The sequence below is a fragment of the Flavobacterium sp. AC274 genome, assembly GCF_979258275.1.
Genome location: NZ_OZ409852.1, coordinates 242,435 through 257,105, shown reverse-complemented (window position 1 = coordinate 257,105; position 14,671 = coordinate 242,435). Strand labels below are relative to the sequence as shown.

The 14,671-nt window shown below is 31.7% G+C and carries 15 protein-coding genes and 3 pseudogenes; 9 read left to right on the top strand and 9 right to left on the bottom strand.

Annotated features, from left to right (window positions below; all coding sequences use genetic code 11):
- Positions 1-6 precede the first annotated feature (6 nt).
- The 7 genes and pseudogenes from ACZZZT_RS01145 to ACZZZT_RS01115 all read right to left on the bottom strand — a co-directional run.
- Complete coding sequence (locus ACZZZT_RS01145) at positions 7-513, bottom strand: GNAT family N-acetyltransferase (RefSeq protein ID WP_463459155.1); 507 nt, start codon at positions 511-513, stop codon at positions 7-9.
- Between the two features lie 92 nt (positions 514-605).
- Positions 606-1,553, bottom strand: coding sequence for a nitrilase family protein (locus ACZZZT_RS01140; RefSeq protein WP_463459154.1), 948 nt, complete (start codon positions 1,551-1,553; stop codon positions 606-608).
- A 70-nt stretch (positions 1,554-1,623) separates the two neighbouring features.
- Positions 1,624-2,448 (bottom strand): AraC family transcriptional regulator, encoded by an 825-nt coding sequence (locus ACZZZT_RS01135; protein ID WP_463459153.1) that lies wholly within the window; start codon positions 2,446-2,448, stop codon positions 1,624-1,626.
- A 34-nt stretch (positions 2,449-2,482) separates the two neighbouring features.
- A complete protein-coding gene (locus ACZZZT_RS01130) occupies positions 2,483-3,223 on the bottom strand; it encodes an SGNH/GDSL hydrolase family protein (protein ID WP_463459152.1) in 741 nt (246 codons plus the stop codon).
- A 63-nt stretch (positions 3,224-3,286) separates the two neighbouring features.
- Positions 3,287-4,068 (bottom strand): annotated as a pseudogene (locus ACZZZT_RS01125) (DUF3050 domain-containing protein).
- An 86-nt stretch (positions 4,069-4,154) separates the two neighbouring features.
- Positions 4,155-5,332 (bottom strand): annotated as a pseudogene (locus ACZZZT_RS01120) (acyl-CoA dehydrogenase family protein).
- Between the two features lie 1,443 nt (positions 5,333-6,775).
- A pseudogene (locus ACZZZT_RS01115) lies at positions 6,776-6,838 on the bottom strand (hypothetical protein); the annotation flags it as partial.
- A gap of 49 nt (positions 6,839-6,887) precedes the next feature.
- Between ACZZZT_RS01115 and ACZZZT_RS01110 the strand changes: the two are divergent.
- Positions 6,888-7,244, top strand: coding sequence for a helix-turn-helix domain-containing protein (locus ACZZZT_RS01110; RefSeq protein WP_463459151.1), 357 nt, complete (start codon positions 6,888-6,890; stop codon positions 7,242-7,244).
- Between the two features lie 14 nt (positions 7,245-7,258).
- Here ACZZZT_RS01110 and ACZZZT_RS01105 read toward each other — a convergent pair whose 3' ends face one another.
- Both ACZZZT_RS01105 and ACZZZT_RS01100 read right to left on the bottom strand, forming a co-directional pair.
- Positions 7,259-7,393, bottom strand: coding sequence for an rSAM-modified peptide (locus ACZZZT_RS01105; protein ID WP_302094309.1), 135 nt, complete (start codon positions 7,391-7,393; stop codon positions 7,259-7,261).
- Positions 7,394-7,433: 40 nt separating this feature from the next.
- Complete coding sequence (locus ACZZZT_RS01100) at positions 7,434-7,574, bottom strand: rSAM-modified peptide (protein WP_302094310.1); 141 nt, start codon at positions 7,572-7,574, stop codon at positions 7,434-7,436.
- Between the two features lie 260 nt (positions 7,575-7,834).
- Here ACZZZT_RS01100 and ACZZZT_RS01095 point away from each other — a divergent pair, with 260 nt between their 5' ends.
- From ACZZZT_RS01095 to ACZZZT_RS01060, 8 genes are all read left to right on the top strand, one after another.
- Positions 7,835-9,388, top strand: a complete 1,554-nt coding sequence (locus tag ACZZZT_RS01095; RefSeq protein ID WP_463459150.1) for a vitamin K epoxide reductase family protein — start codon at positions 7,835-7,837, stop codon at positions 9,386-9,388.
- Positions 9,389-9,478: 90 nt separating this feature from the next.
- Positions 9,479-9,676 (top strand): hypothetical protein, encoded by a 198-nt coding sequence (locus ACZZZT_RS01090; protein ID WP_042563301.1) that lies wholly within the window; start codon positions 9,479-9,481, stop codon positions 9,674-9,676.
- A 52-nt stretch (positions 9,677-9,728) separates the two neighbouring features.
- On the top strand, positions 9,729-9,908 hold the full coding sequence (locus ACZZZT_RS01085; protein WP_042563302.1) for a hypothetical protein: 180 nt from the start codon (positions 9,729-9,731) through the stop codon (positions 9,906-9,908).
- Between the two features lie 37 nt (positions 9,909-9,945).
- Positions 9,946-10,194 carry a hypothetical protein gene (locus ACZZZT_RS01080; RefSeq protein ID WP_073394634.1) on the top strand — a complete coding sequence of 83 codons (249 nt, stop codon included), beginning with the start codon at positions 9,946-9,948 and terminating at the stop codon, positions 10,192-10,194.
- Between the two features lie 14 nt (positions 10,195-10,208).
- Positions 10,209-10,400 carry a hypothetical protein gene (locus tag ACZZZT_RS01075; RefSeq protein WP_042563305.1) on the top strand — a complete coding sequence of 64 codons (192 nt, stop codon included), beginning with the start codon at positions 10,209-10,211 and terminating at the stop codon, positions 10,398-10,400.
- Between the two features lie 366 nt (positions 10,401-10,766).
- A complete protein-coding gene (locus ACZZZT_RS01070) occupies positions 10,767-10,946 on the top strand; it encodes a hypothetical protein (RefSeq protein ID WP_042563306.1) in 180 nt (59 codons plus the stop codon).
- Positions 10,947-11,178: 232 nt separating this feature from the next.
- Positions 11,179-13,371, top strand: coding sequence for a peptidase domain-containing ABC transporter (locus ACZZZT_RS01065; protein WP_463459149.1), 2,193 nt, complete (start codon positions 11,179-11,181; stop codon positions 13,369-13,371).
- Positions 13,372-13,373: 2 nt separating this feature from the next.
- Positions 13,374-14,663 (top strand): HlyD family secretion protein, encoded by a 1,290-nt coding sequence (locus ACZZZT_RS01060; RefSeq protein ID WP_463459148.1) that lies wholly within the window; start codon positions 13,374-13,376, stop codon positions 14,661-14,663.
- Positions 14,664-14,671: the final 8 nt, after the last annotated feature.

Genomic DNA, 14,671 nt, shown 5'->3' with positions numbered 1-14,671 from the left:
AGATATCTAAAGCTTAATCTCAAACAAACTAAAAGAACCTTCTTTATAATGTTCAGGTAATTCGCTTGTCCATTCGATGGTACTTATGCCTTTGTAGTCAAAACCACAACTCATATAGTATTTGTTTATTCTTTCGTTTCCGCTGTGTGTGTCGAGTCTGATGTATGATTTGTTATTTTCTTTTGCATACGTTTTTGCCCATTCAACGATTTTTTTAACGTACGATTGTCCTCTGAATTTTGGATTTGTTGCAATACGATGAAGATAGATTGCAGGATCTAAACTAGCTTCTTTCCAGATTATTAAATCATTAAAAGTAATAACAAATGTGCAGGCAATTTCATTTCCTTCTTTGATGATGAAATGTCGATTTTCGGCTATTTCTTTTTCTATTAGTGTTCTTTCAAATCCTCTCCAGCTTTTATTGTTAACTGTTTTTTGATAAGACGTTGCTGCATTATAGATATCAAAAACAGCATCGATATCTTCATTTTTAGTTTTAAAAAATTCCATTATTTGGGTGTATTCTGTAGATTTATGAATTCTGTAAAGATAAATCTTCGGGTATTTAAAGTTCTATAAATTATTAGTTTTAACTTTTTTTGTCAGCTTTTTAACCAAACCACATTTTGCTGAGATTCGTGATTTTGCCCAATAATATCCCGATATAATTCTGGTCTTCTAGCTTTTATATAACGATTTCCTCCAGCCTGGCTTAGTTTTTCGGGAGTAATTATTGCTGTAGCAAAAGAGTTGTCAAAAGTTCTGCATTCGGCTAAAATATCTCCAAATGGATCAATAATCATCGAACAGCCATTTTTTAATTGATCGTCATCCATACCAATTGGATTTGAGAATACGGCATAAATAGCATTATCGTAAGCTCTTGCAGGTAACCATTTCATTAACCAATCCCGACCTTTCATTCCATCAAATTCTAATCGTAAAGAAGTTGGATCAGCTTCACGGTTTTCCCAAAGTTGAGGTGCAACAAAACCAGCTCCCGGCCGGGTGGAAGGTGTACACATAGTTACGTGTGGCATAAAAATAATATCGGCACCTAAAAGTTTTGTTGCCCGAACATTTTCTATAATATTATTGTCGTAACAAATTAAAATGCCGCATTTCCAGCCCTTAATTTCAAAAATACAGTAATTATCTCCCGGGGTGAGATATGGATTTATAAACGGATGTAATTTTCTATATTTTGCGACTAATCCATTTTTGTCAACACAAACATAAGCTTTGAATAAATTATCATTTTCATCTTTTTCAAAAAGACCTGCTAATATTAGGATGTCATTATTTTTTGCAATTTCAATGAGTTTTAAAATACTTTCACCATTCGGAATAATTTCCGCCAAATTCAGCATTTGTTCTTTCGATAAGTGTCTTGCAAAGCTATATCCGGTGATTGAACATTCATGAAACGAAATTACATCACAACCTTCATTGGCCGCTTTTCTTGAAAGTTCTTCGATTACAGATAAATTATAGTTTTTATCGCCACTTTTATTCTCAAATTGAGCGGTGGCTATTTTTAGATTTTTCATACATTCTGCTATTTATTTTGGATCAAAAATAGCATTAGTAATATTCTATAAATTGTATAAAACCGACATTTTAAAATGTTGAAGGAGGAAAAGTTTTGATAAGATTATTGGCTAGTTTTCCGCTATTAAATAAATACTCTCGGGGTGATATTCCAGTATGTTTTCTAAAATCTTTTATTAAATGCGATTGATCTGAAAATCCGGCATCGTAACAAATCGCTGTCAGGTTTGTAGCGTCAGATCTATTTTTTAATAATTTTAGAAAATAATGTAGTCTTATAACGTTTCCAAATTTCTTCGGATTTAATCCAATGCATTCTTTGAATTTTCTTTCAAGATGTCTTTCGGTATAGCCGGTGTGTTGAACTAGTTGTTTTACAGAGAAATCGCCCTTGTTTGTAAGGATAAAATCTAAGGAATTATTTATTATGGACTGATTTGAAACGAGCTTGTTATTAATTAGGTTTCTAAAAAAATGATTTAAAAGTTCAACACGTGTTTGATTATTTTGCTGGGATAATTTTTCCTGAAGTGCAGTAACTTTTTGGTCAAAAACTTCTTCAACAGGAATAATAGAATCCTGAAATTCAGTGGCAGGAATTCCTAGTAATTGGTAAATTCCATTAGGCTGGAAAACGACAATGATTAAAGATGTTTCATTTTCAGAATAAATATCTTTAAAACCATGAAGCTGTCCGTATAAAAAAGAAGTTGGCAAATATTTTTTTACTTCATCATTACTGATTTCCGATATAAGTTTACTTTTTAAAGAAAATACCACACCGGTATTGCCATCAGAAAATAGTCTAAGTTTTTGAATAGCAATTTCTTTGTTATCTAAAAACAGATAATGCTTAATATATTGTGACAACTCTTTTAATGGTGAAATTTGCATGTTATAAAAATAGTTATTTTGCTCTTAAAAAAAACTAATCCTGCAAAGCCACTTTAACTTTAGGAAAAATACGCTCAACAAATAAAGTATAAGCTTCTTTTGACGGATGCAAGCCGTCTCCTGCGACTAAAGAAGGAATTTGAATTCCTTTTTGTGTAATGTCTGTGATAGAAACAAAAGTGACTTCGTTTGCTTTGCAATAATTTTCGGCGAAGGAATTGTATTTTTCTATTTCGGTTGAAATTTTTGTAGTTCCGCCAAACATGGTTCCAAAAGGAGTAAAGGCATAATCAGGAATTGAGAGTACTACAACATTTTTTTTATCGCCCTTTGCCAGAATAATAGCTTTGTTCAATAATTCGGGAAATTCTTTTTCGTAAACAGAAAAATTTATGCCCTGATATTGATTGTTTACTCCAATTAAAAGCGTCACCAAATCGTAATTAGATTGTGGATTTTCTTCATTAATTGCCGAAATCAAATTTGAAGTTGTCCAGCCTGTTTTGGCAATTATTTTTAACGAAAATTTCGTTTCCGGATATATCGCTTCTAAACTTGTATTTAGTTGTTGCGGATAATTACAAGTTTCACAAACACTTTGTCCGATAGTATAACTGTCGCCCAAAGCCAAATATTTTATAGAACTTGCAAGCGGAATTTTAGGAATTGAAATTATTGGAGAATCTGAAGTTTCTGAACTTATTTCGTCAGAACTACAGCTTAAAAGGAAAACAGAAAAAATAACAGTAACTATTTGCTTGAATTGTGGCTTCATAATTTGTAGAAATTAGATGGTTCATTCTAAACAAATAGTTACGTTAAATATATTGTTTTGGTTTTATACCATTTCTGTTTTTAGCAGAATTTGTTCTTCAATGGCATTCCAAAGTCCGATTCGTTTTTCCAGGGCTAAAATCGAAATTTCTTCAACATCTTTCCATTTTTGGGCATCATCTTCACATAAATCAGAAATCATTTGCATCGCCATTGGCCCGTGCTCATCGGCATCAAGTTCGATATGTCTTTCAAAATAATAAAGCAATTTGCTTAAATCTGTTTCAGGAAGATTTTTTGAAAGTTTTTCAGGATTTCAGTAAACATACTCGGAATCAGATCTTCTCTTCCAAAAGTAAAAGCAGCTGCAATTTCGTGTGGTTTACCTTGCTCGATAACTCTAAATGTAAAATCTAAAAATGCTTTTACATCAGGATGTAATGAACTTTGTTTTATAGCGACAAAAATATTGTGCAATGAGTTTACTTCAGATAGAAATGTGTTGATTCCGTTTGTATCGGCGCCGCAATCTTCCATGGCTTCAAGATACATTTCATAATGACTTTGTCTTCTTCCGTCAATAGTCAAATCTGTTTCTTCTGCCAGGACAATTTCGTTGATTAAGTATCTGGTTTCAGGATTTTTTGTTGCAAACCACGGTGTAGTAGTACACGTAAGTTTGGCTTGTAAAGCTTTCAATAATGACATAAAATCCCAAACTGCAAAAACGTGACTTTCTAAGAAGCTGTGCAAGTCATCAATGCTTTGAATTTTATTATATAAGGAATGTCTTAATAATTGCTCTTTTTGTGGTTGAATGCTATTGTTTATAGTTTCAATATTCATTTGTGGAATTTTTTGCAAAGATAAAAAGCTTCTCGGTAAGAAGAAGCTTTTCGTATTGTTTTTGCAAATATTTTAATAGTTGTTTATTATTTAAATGCTGGAATTCCAGTTACATCCATTCCAGTTATCAATAAATGTATATCGTGGGTTCCTTCGTAAGTAATAACACTTTCAAGGTTCATCATATGACGCATAATCGAATATTCGCCTGTTATTCCCATTCCGCCCAGCATTTGTCTGGCTTCTCTGGCAATATGAATCGCCATGTCTACATTATTACGTTTCGCCATCGAAATTTGAGATGTTGTTGCTTTTCCTTCGTTTCTTAAAACGCCTAAACGCCAGGTTAGTAATTGTGCTTTTGTGATTTCGGTAATCATTTCGGCTAATTTTTTTGCTGCAATTGTGTTCCTCCAATTGGTTTCCCAAACTGAATTCTCTCTTTTGCATAGCGTAAAGCTGTATCGTAACAATCCATTGCAGCACCAATTGCCCCCCATGCGATTCCATATCTGGCAGAATCTAAACAGCCAAGCGGAGCTCCCAATCCGGATTTATTTGGTAAAAGATTTTCTTTAGGAACTTTTACATTATCAAAAATCAATTCACCGGTTGATGATGCACGAAGCGACCATTTGTTATGTGTTTCAGGAGTTGTAAAACCTTCCATTCCACGTTCTACAATTAAACCGTGAATTCTTCCTTCTTCATTTTTTGCCCAAACAACGGCAATATCTGCAAATGGAGCATTCGAAATCCACATTTTGGCGCCATTTAAAAGATAATGATCTCCCATATCTTTAAAGTTGGTAATCATACTTCCGGGATCAGAACCATGATCAGGTTCTGTCAAACCAAAACAGCCCATGAACTCTCCAGTAGCTAGTTTTGGTAAATATTTCATTCGTTGTTCTTCGTTTCCATATTTCCAAATAGGATACATAACTAAGGAAGATTGCACCGATGATGTAGATCTTACACCAGAATCGCCACGCTCGATTTCCTGCATGATTAAACCATACGAAATTTGATCTAAGCCTGCACCACCATATTCTACTGGAATATAAGGGCCGAAACCACCTATTTCTCCAAGTCCTTTAATGATTTGTTTTGGAAATTCTGCTTTTTGAGCATATTCTTCTATAATAGGAGAAACTTCTCTTTTAACCCAGGCACGGGCAGATTCGCGAACTAGTTTATGTTCGTCTGTCAATAAATCGTCAAGGTTGTAGTAATCTGGGGCTTGAAATAAGTCTGGTTTCATTTTTTGGTAGTTTTACTAAAACAAATTTACGCAATAAAAATATAACAAAACAAAAACATTTTGTTATATTTTTTTATTGTTAAAATAAAATTAATAGGAAATTGGCAAATTAAATGTAGCTTATTGAAAATATATGCACTATTTTTGAATTCCAAAAACATGATAAATGAGGCTGATCATCTCTTTTTTACTTTTTCTTGTTCTCAATACTTCTTTTGCCCAACAAAAGAAGGAATTAACAGAACAGGAATATTTGCTCTTGCAGGATAAAATTCGGCGAAATGCGAATGTAAATTTAGATAGTGCCTTCATATATGCCAATAAAATGGCTCAATCTAGTAATAATAAACATTTGGCTTTTGCAAATGGATCCTTGTCTTATTTATTACAATTAAAAAATAATACCTTAAAATCAAAAGAAAAGTATCTTTTGGCATTTAAGTATTTAGATAAGCTGCCTGACTCTAGCGATAAAATGCGTCTTAAATCATACTTGTATAATTACGGTGGATTAATAGAATATAAGAGAGGCAATTTTAGTGAAGCACTAGAAAATTATCAGCAAGGAATGAAGCTTTCTGTACAATTAGATGATATTATTCAGATTGTAAAATTTAGAGGTAATATTGCTTATGTTAATGAAGCAGTTGGTAATTATCAACTGGCAATTAAAAATTTACGACAACTTGATAAGGTAGTAGATCAAAATGAAAATCTTTATACCAAAGAACAATATAATTCCATAAAAAGTAACAATAATGTCACTTTAGGCGGTTCATATGAAAGCAGTTACATGAAAAATCAAAACAAAAAATATTTGTTAGATTCTGCTGAATATTTTTACAAAAAAACGCTTTCATACTCCCAGAATATTACAATTAATAGAATGGGTGCTAAAATAAGTTTGGGCAATATTTATTCCTTTAAAAAGGACTTCAAAAATGCTGAAAAAACCTATTACGATATTTTATTTATTGCTAGGCAAAATAATATTATTAGAGGAATTACTATTGCAAACTATAATCTGGGTAATTTATATTATGAGACAAAGAAGTATGATAAAGCACTTGTTTTTTTAAATCGTGTAGATTCCATTTCTCAAGCCAATAATATTAAGGATGAAAATTTTTTAAAGGCAAATTATTATTTAGCCAAGATTTATAATATTAAAAAAGAACCTGAGTTAGCTTATAAATATTCTAAGATTTATTTGGATAACTATGAGCAATCAGAAGCAAAATTAAATAATGAAGCTTTAGAAGTAAACTATAAACTTGGAACTGTCGATTTGAGCGATGAAATGGTTGGTATTCAGGAAAAGTTTGAAAACGAGGTGCTGTTAAACAAGGCATTAAGAGTGTTTTACGTTTTACTTGTAATTGGAATTGTGTTTTTATTGATAAAAAACATTCGAGATAAAAATAAAGCACATAAAAAAATGAATGCTTTAATTGAAGAATTTAAAGCCAATTTAGAGAAGAAAGAAAATCCTGTCGTTACAGAAATTGAAATACCGGAATTTGAGGATGTTCTGCTTAAAAAAGAAAATGTCAATTTGAGTATTGATGAAGCCAAAGAAAATAAAATAGTCGAGAAATTATTGGCACTTGAGAATAAATTAGAGTATTTAAATCCCGATTTTACTTTATCTTACGTTGCTAAAAAAATTAAAACCAACACTACTTATTTATCCTATGTCGTAAATAAACGATTTGGTAAATCTTTTGGAGAATATTCAAATGAACTTAAAATTAATTATGTAATCAATGAAATGATTACAAATCACATGTATCGAAAATACTCTACTCAGGCTATTGCCGAAAGTGTTGGTTTTAAAAATGCAGTTTCTTTTGCCAAATCATTTCGCAAAAGAACTGGAGTATCTCCAGCTCAGTTTGCGAGTAATATTTAATTCATTTCTGAAATTTAAGGATTCCCTATACCTTTCAATTTATTTGGATCGATATTGTCATCTCCATCTCCACCTTTAATTGTTTTTTGTTGATTTTTAGATATCTTTTCTATATCAAAATCTTCGAATTTTAATTTTTTAGTTGCCATGATTCTGTATGTTATATTAGTGTAATTATTAAATTTAATTTTATGGATTACCGCCTGTTCCGCCTCCTTTTGTAGGCTCTATTCCACCACCTGGATCATCACCTCCGTGAATCGTTTTTTGTTGTTTTTTTGTCAATTTCTCTACTGCAAAATCCTCTAATTTTAATGTCGTACGTGTCATGTTTTTACGTGTTATGGTTATTGATATTTCAAAACTAGGCAAAAAGCAAAACCCTTAATCGAAAATGGACTTTTGGAGAAATTTACAAAGATAAATTTAGTATAAATATCTGATTTACAATGATTTATTTGATTTATTCAGACTGATATAATTTATAAATTGTATGTAGTATAATTAATAAAATGTATGCCTTTGATGATTTTTTTCCAATAAAAACAACAATATTTGCATTGTCATTACGATTTAAAAGGCACAAAACGATGTTAAAATTAGTACAGAAATTTCTTCAAATTAATAAGTATTCGGAGGTGAAAAATGAGTTCAAAGATTTGTTTCTTTCTCATCCAAACTATCCAAGCTTATTTGCGATAACAGACTCATTAGATTTGTTGTCTGTGGAGAATGCTGCTGTAAGAGTTTCGAAAGAACAAATCGAAAATTTACCATCCAATTTTTTAGCTTATTTTAAAGATGAACTGACTTTGGTTGAAAGAACAAAAGAATTTGTTCGAATTGATACAAATAAAAAAACAGGTCAAAAAATATCATACGATAATTTCCTTTTGGACTGGAATGGTGTAATCGTTGCAATTGAACCTAATAATGTTGTAGCAAGAGAAAACTTTAGAAGTGAATATAAAGATGTAAAATACTTTATGCCTTTATTGATTTTATTTGGATTTTCATTTTTCTACAATACTTATAGTGTATTTAGTCTTGTATTTTTGATCACTTCACTTTTAGGATTGATCGTTAGTGTTTTTATTGTTCAGGAAAAATTAGGTTTTAAAACCAATATTATTTCAAAGTTTTGCAATTTAACCACTAATACATCTTGCAGTTCAGTTATTAATTTTGATAGTAACACTAATAAATGGATTAATTTTTCAGATTTACCTTTGATTTTCTTTGGTTCATCTTTCCTTGCTATTTTGTTGAGACCTTTAGATTCGACAATTTTTATAGGTTTTTTAAGTTTATTGGCGATACCTATTATTGTAACCTCAATTTGGATACAAAAATTTGAAATTCAAAAATGGTGTGTAATGTGTTTGGTTGTTTCATTTCTGATTTTTTCGCAAAGTATTATTTGGTTTTCCTCAGATTGGTTTACACTAAGTTTTAGTTTGACTAGTATATTTCCATTTTTATTCGCATTGGTTCTTTTAACATCAGCCTGGTTATTAATAAAACCTGTTGTAAGGAATGTATTGAATAGCGATAACAATGTAAAAGAGCTTAAAAAATTTAAAAGAAATTATTCATTATTGAATTTCTTATCTAAAAAAATACCTAATGCAAATGGATTAGAAGACTTAAGAGGTTTGAATTTTGGAAACAGAAATGCCGGAGTTAAACTTTCGATAGTTTTAAGCCCTAGTTGTGGGCATTGTCATAAAACATTTCAGGAGGCATTTGATTTGGTTTTGAAATTTCCGGACAGAATATTTTTAAATATATTATTTAATGTTAATCCCGAAAATGCCGAGAATCCATATAAAATTGTTGTCGAAAGACTTTTAACAATAAATAGAGCAACTCCCGGCAAAATTGTGGAAGCAATTTCAGATTGGCATATAAAAAAAATGGAGCTTAAAAAATGGTTGAAAAAATGGCATACCGAACCAGTTAGTATGATGATCAATCAGGAAATACAAAAACAATATGAATGGTGTTCAAAAAACAATTTTAATTATACGCCAGTTAAAATTGTAAATGAAAAAATATATCCAGAACAATACGAATTGAGTGAACTAAAATATTTCTTAAACGATTTTGTTGAAGAAGTAGAAGTTTTAGAAAAAATAGCTTAGCCCCTAACAATATCCATTGGCATGGATAGACAGAGCTTCAAATGTCTTAAAACTGATTGAAGATATTTATCCAAACAAAAAACTATTGTTATGCTAAAAAAGATTTTAAAACTAGAAGGAGCTTATGAGCTTACAAAAATGGAGCAAAAAAGTATTAATGGTGGAATAACAAAAGAATGTGCAGATGCAATTTTTGCGGGAATTTGTGTTCGAAAAGGCAATACTGCCTGCCCCGCAGATTTTCCTAATGCAACTAGCGGAGGATGTTGCTGTGGAGGAATAGATTAAGAAATCATTTAAGATTAAACAAAAAATAAGTAACAAACAAAACCTAAATATCATGCTAAAAAACATTTTAAACCTTAAAGGAGCTAAAGAATTAAGTGCTAATGAGCAAAAATCAATTACTGGTGGTAATGCACCTGTTTGCGAAGAAGGTTTTGTAGCAAAAAGATGTACAGAGTTTGGAACGGTGCCTTCTTTTTGGCTTTGTGTGCCAATTGGTACTACTGCTTGTTAAAAATAACAATTAAGTATAAAAGCAAAAAACTAGAATTATGCTAAAGAATATTATAAATCTGGACGGAGTTCAAAGGTTAAGTACAATAGAGCAAAAGAACATTTTTGGAGGATTACCTGTTCAGCCAGCTACTTGTGCCTGCTTTTGTTATATTGGAAATAAAAATGTTAATGCATATTGTTATTCATTATGTCCAAACGGATCAATCCCTGGGATAACAGAAGGCAGCACCGGAAATTGTGGTTATCCTTTTCCTTTGCCACCAGCGCCTCCGGGAATAGAATAATTTAAAATAAAATCATGTTAAAGAAAATTTTAAACTTGGAAAGTGCTCAAAAAATAACCAAAATGGAGCAAAAATCAATGAAGGGAGGAATTCCGGAATGCTGGGTTTATGCAATTGAAGCAGGATGTTTGTTAATGTCGGTTGGCGAAAATTGTCCTTTGGATATGGAGTCAGGTATTTGCGAATCAAACAGACTTTGTTGCTAGTTTTCTTAAACAATAACAATAAACAAGTAATAAAGATAAAGCCTTATTAGAATTTAGTCATGTTTTTTTTAATTTGTAGGCGCTCGATCGTGGAACATTGAGCAAATATCCCCACATTGATGATTGGTGTCGGGATTCTCAGGAAAGGTGGCCACTGAGTTGGTTTTAATTGGTTAGGGCTAACCAGTGCCATATCCTAGAGAAAATTATATTACTTAAATTTTACACTTTTTAGATAAAGAACAGAGAGGATTATTTCTCTCTGTTTTTTTTGAGATAAATTAATCTGTTAAATAAAAAAACAGACAGAAACTTCAACTGTCTTAAAAGGATTGAAGAGCTAATCAAAATCAAAAAAACCTAATTATGAAAAACCTAAAAGATTTAAAAGGTGTTGAAGTTTTAAGTAAAAATGAACAAAAAAGTATAACAGGAGGTGGTGGTCCCATAGCTTGTTATTGTCCTGATGGTACTTTTGCAGGGATAGCTACAGAAGGTGAAGGCTGTGGAGGTGTTATTGACCACAATTGCCCATTAGAATCATAAATATTTAAAAGAATAAATATTTTAACTGTAAGAATAAAAACTTTGTTATTTAGTTAACAAGGTTTTTTTGTTTTTTATTCATATAATATTCTGATATATAAACAATTATAATGATTTTGAAATTAGTAAATTTGATTAAAATTGAAATTGTGATTTAATACATTTCAGATCATTATTTTTCTTTTTTTAAGAATTTTTGTATAATATTGCTTTAAATAAACCAAATTTATAATTGAAAAAATTCACCAATTACAAACAAGCAGATTATAAAGATTGTGGCCCTACATGTCTAAAAATAATAGCAAAGCATTACGGCAAAACAATCCATATTCAGGAGTTACGCGATAGTAGCGAAACAACTCGTGAAGGAAGTAATTTGCTTTTTCTGAGCGATGCTGCCGAGAAAATTGGTTTTAGAACTTTGGGAGTAAAACTAAATGTAAAAAGGCTGGAAGAAGCTCCATTGCCTTGTATTTTGCATTGGAATAAAAACCATTATGTGGTTCTTTATAAAATTAAAAAAGGGAAATATTATGTTTCTGATCCGGGTTTTGGATTGATAGAATATAATGAAAAAGACTTCCTTAAATTTTGGATAGGAAATAATGCAGATGAATCAACTCAGGAAGGAATCGCATTATTGGTAGAAGCAACTCCAAAGTTTTTTCAATCAGAATTTGATAAAGAAGAAAATAAAGGGCTAGGGTTTGGATTATTGGCACAATATGTTTTGCGCTATAAATCATTTTTGGTCCAATTAAGTATCGGTTTATTGGCCAGCAGTTTATTACAGTTGATTTTTCCGTTTTTAACCCAAAGTATTGTTGATATTGGGATACAAAACCAGAATATTCATTTTATTTATTTGATCCTTTTTGCGCAGTTATTTCTTTTTGCCGGAAGAACAGGCCTGGAACTCATTAGAAGCTGGATTTTACTCCACCTTTCTACCCGAATAAACATTTCATTAATATCGGATTTTTTCATTAAACTGATGAATCTTCCAATCTCGTTTTTTGATGTGCGCATGACGGGCGATATTATGCAGCGTATCAATGATCATCGACGAATTGAACGAATTCTAACCACATCATCCTTAAATGTATTGTTCTCTGTAATTAATATGTTTGTAATGGGAGGTGTTTTGGCTTACTTTAATCTCCAGATTTTCTTTGTGTTTTTTGCCGGAAGTATTCTTTATTTTGGATGGATTACTTTATTCTTAAAAAGGAGAGAAGTGCTGGATTATAAACGTTTTGCCGAAGTTTCTCAAGAGCAAAGCAAAGTAATGGAACTTATTAACGGAATGCAGGAAATTAAACTGCACAATGCCGAAAAACAAAAACGTTGGGGGTGGGAGTATGTACAGGCAAGACTTTTCAGGGTTTCGATTAAGGGATTGGTTTTAGAACAAACACAAACCATTGGGTCTTCTATGATCAATGAATTGAAAAATATTTTCATCATCTTTTTATCTGCAAAATTAGTTATCGATGGTTCAATTACTCTTGGGATGATGCTGGCCATCAGCTCGATTGTTGGAAGTTTAAACGGACCAATTACGCAACTTATAGAATTTGTCAGAGAACTTCAGGATGCCAAAATATCACTAGCGAGATTATCTGAAATCCATGAAAAAGAAGATGAAATACAGCAAGAAACAAATCAAACAAGTGATGTTCCTTATGATGCCGATATTGATATAAAAAACCTTTCGTTCCGATATTTAGGATCTGATATTCCGGTACTGGAAAATTTAAGTTTAGTAATTCCGGCCAATAAAGTCACCGCAATAGTAGGCGTTAGCGGAAGCGGAAAAACAACACTCATGAAATTATTACTCAAATTTTATGAGCCAAATACCGGAGAAGTCAATATTGGAAACACACAATTAAAAAATATTTCTCAAAAGGCATGGCGATCTAATATTGGAGCCGTAATGCAGGAAGGCTTTATTTTTAGTGATACCATTGCCAATAATATTGCCATTGGAGTAGATAAAGTGGATAAAGAACGATTGGTTTATGCTGCAGACGTAGCCAATATAAAAGAATATGTAAGCGGTTTACCACTGGGTTATAATACAAAAATTGGTTCTGAAGGTTTAGGTATGAGCACCGGGCAAAAACAGCGATTACTGATAGCCAGAGCCGTTTATAAAAACCCTGAAATCTTGTTTTTTGATGAAGCAACTTCGGCTTTGGATGCCAATAATGAAAGAGAAATTATGCGAAAACTTGATATTTTCTTTAAAGATAAAACCGTAGTTGTTATTGCGCACCGATTAAGTACAGTTATGAACGCCGATCAAATTGTGGTTTTAGACAAAGGAAAAATTATTGAAATTGGCTCACATTCGGCTTTAGTAGAACAAAAAGGAAATTATTTTGAGTTGGTTAGAAATCAATTGCAATTAGGAAATTAATCATGGCAGAAGATACATTTGAATTAAGAAGTGAAGAGGTTCAGGACATTCTCACCAAAGTACCACATTGGATGATACGTTGGGGAACAGTTTTGATATTCGTGATACTTTTCATGTTGTTTTTTGTGTCCTGGTTTATTAAATATCCGGATGTTGTAAATACCGAAATTGTAATTACAACCAATATTCCGCCAGAAAAAATAGTTTCAAAAACTTCGGGGCGAATTGAAGCGATTTTGGTTAAAGATAAATCGATAGTAGAAAAAAACACAACACTTGCCATTATCGAAAATACAGCCAATTATAAAAATGTGTTTTTATTGAAAAAAATAGTTGATGAATATAATATCAACGATCCAAAAAAAGAATTTCCATTTGCTTTACTAAAAAACACACAGTTAGGAGAAATTGAAAGCGCTTATGCTGTTTTTCAGAAAGATTATCAGGCGCAGCAATTAAATGAAAGTTTGCATCCATATGAAGTAGAGAACAGAGCGCAGATTTCTGAAAAAATTCAGATAAAAGAAAGATTGGATATTCTGCAGCAGCAAAAAATATTAAATGAAAGCGAGTTGCAGCTTCAAAAAAATGAAATTGCCCGTTTTGAAACTTTATTCAATAAAGGAATTATTTCGGCACAGGAAATGGAGGCCAAAAAATTAGGTTATCTCCAGGCTCAAAAGAGTTATAAAAGCCTTTTAACGTCTATTTCTCAATTAAGATCTGCTTTGATTGATAATACAAAATCGAGCCAGAGTTCTCATATAAATAGTACTAAAGAAGAAGTTAATCTGGAACGCGGTATGGCGCAGTCTTTCTATCAGCTCAAAAAAGTAATAAAAGACTGGGAACTTAATTATACCTTGAAATCATCGGTTAGCGGTGTTGTTACTTTTTTGCAGGTTTGGACAGAAAATCAAACTATAAATACAGGCGATAATGTGTTTTCGATAATTCCCGACGCTAAAAATGGTTTTGTCGGAAAAGTAAAAGCTCCAGCTTTGAATTCAGGAAAAATCAAAGTAGGACAGAAAGTAAATATTCGTCTGGCAAATTTTCCAGATAGGGAATTTGGTGTATTGTATGGCAAAATTCAGAATATTTCCCTGGTTCCGGATAAAGACGGAAATTTATTATTAGATGTTGCTCTTCCAAATGGATTAAAAACCTCTTATAAGAAACAAATTGTGTTTCAACAAGAAATGAAAGGAAGTGCAGAAATTGTAACCGAAGATTTACGATTACTCGAAAGAATACTCTATCAGTTTAAAAGTATTTTCGAGCAGGTTTAAAAATTATT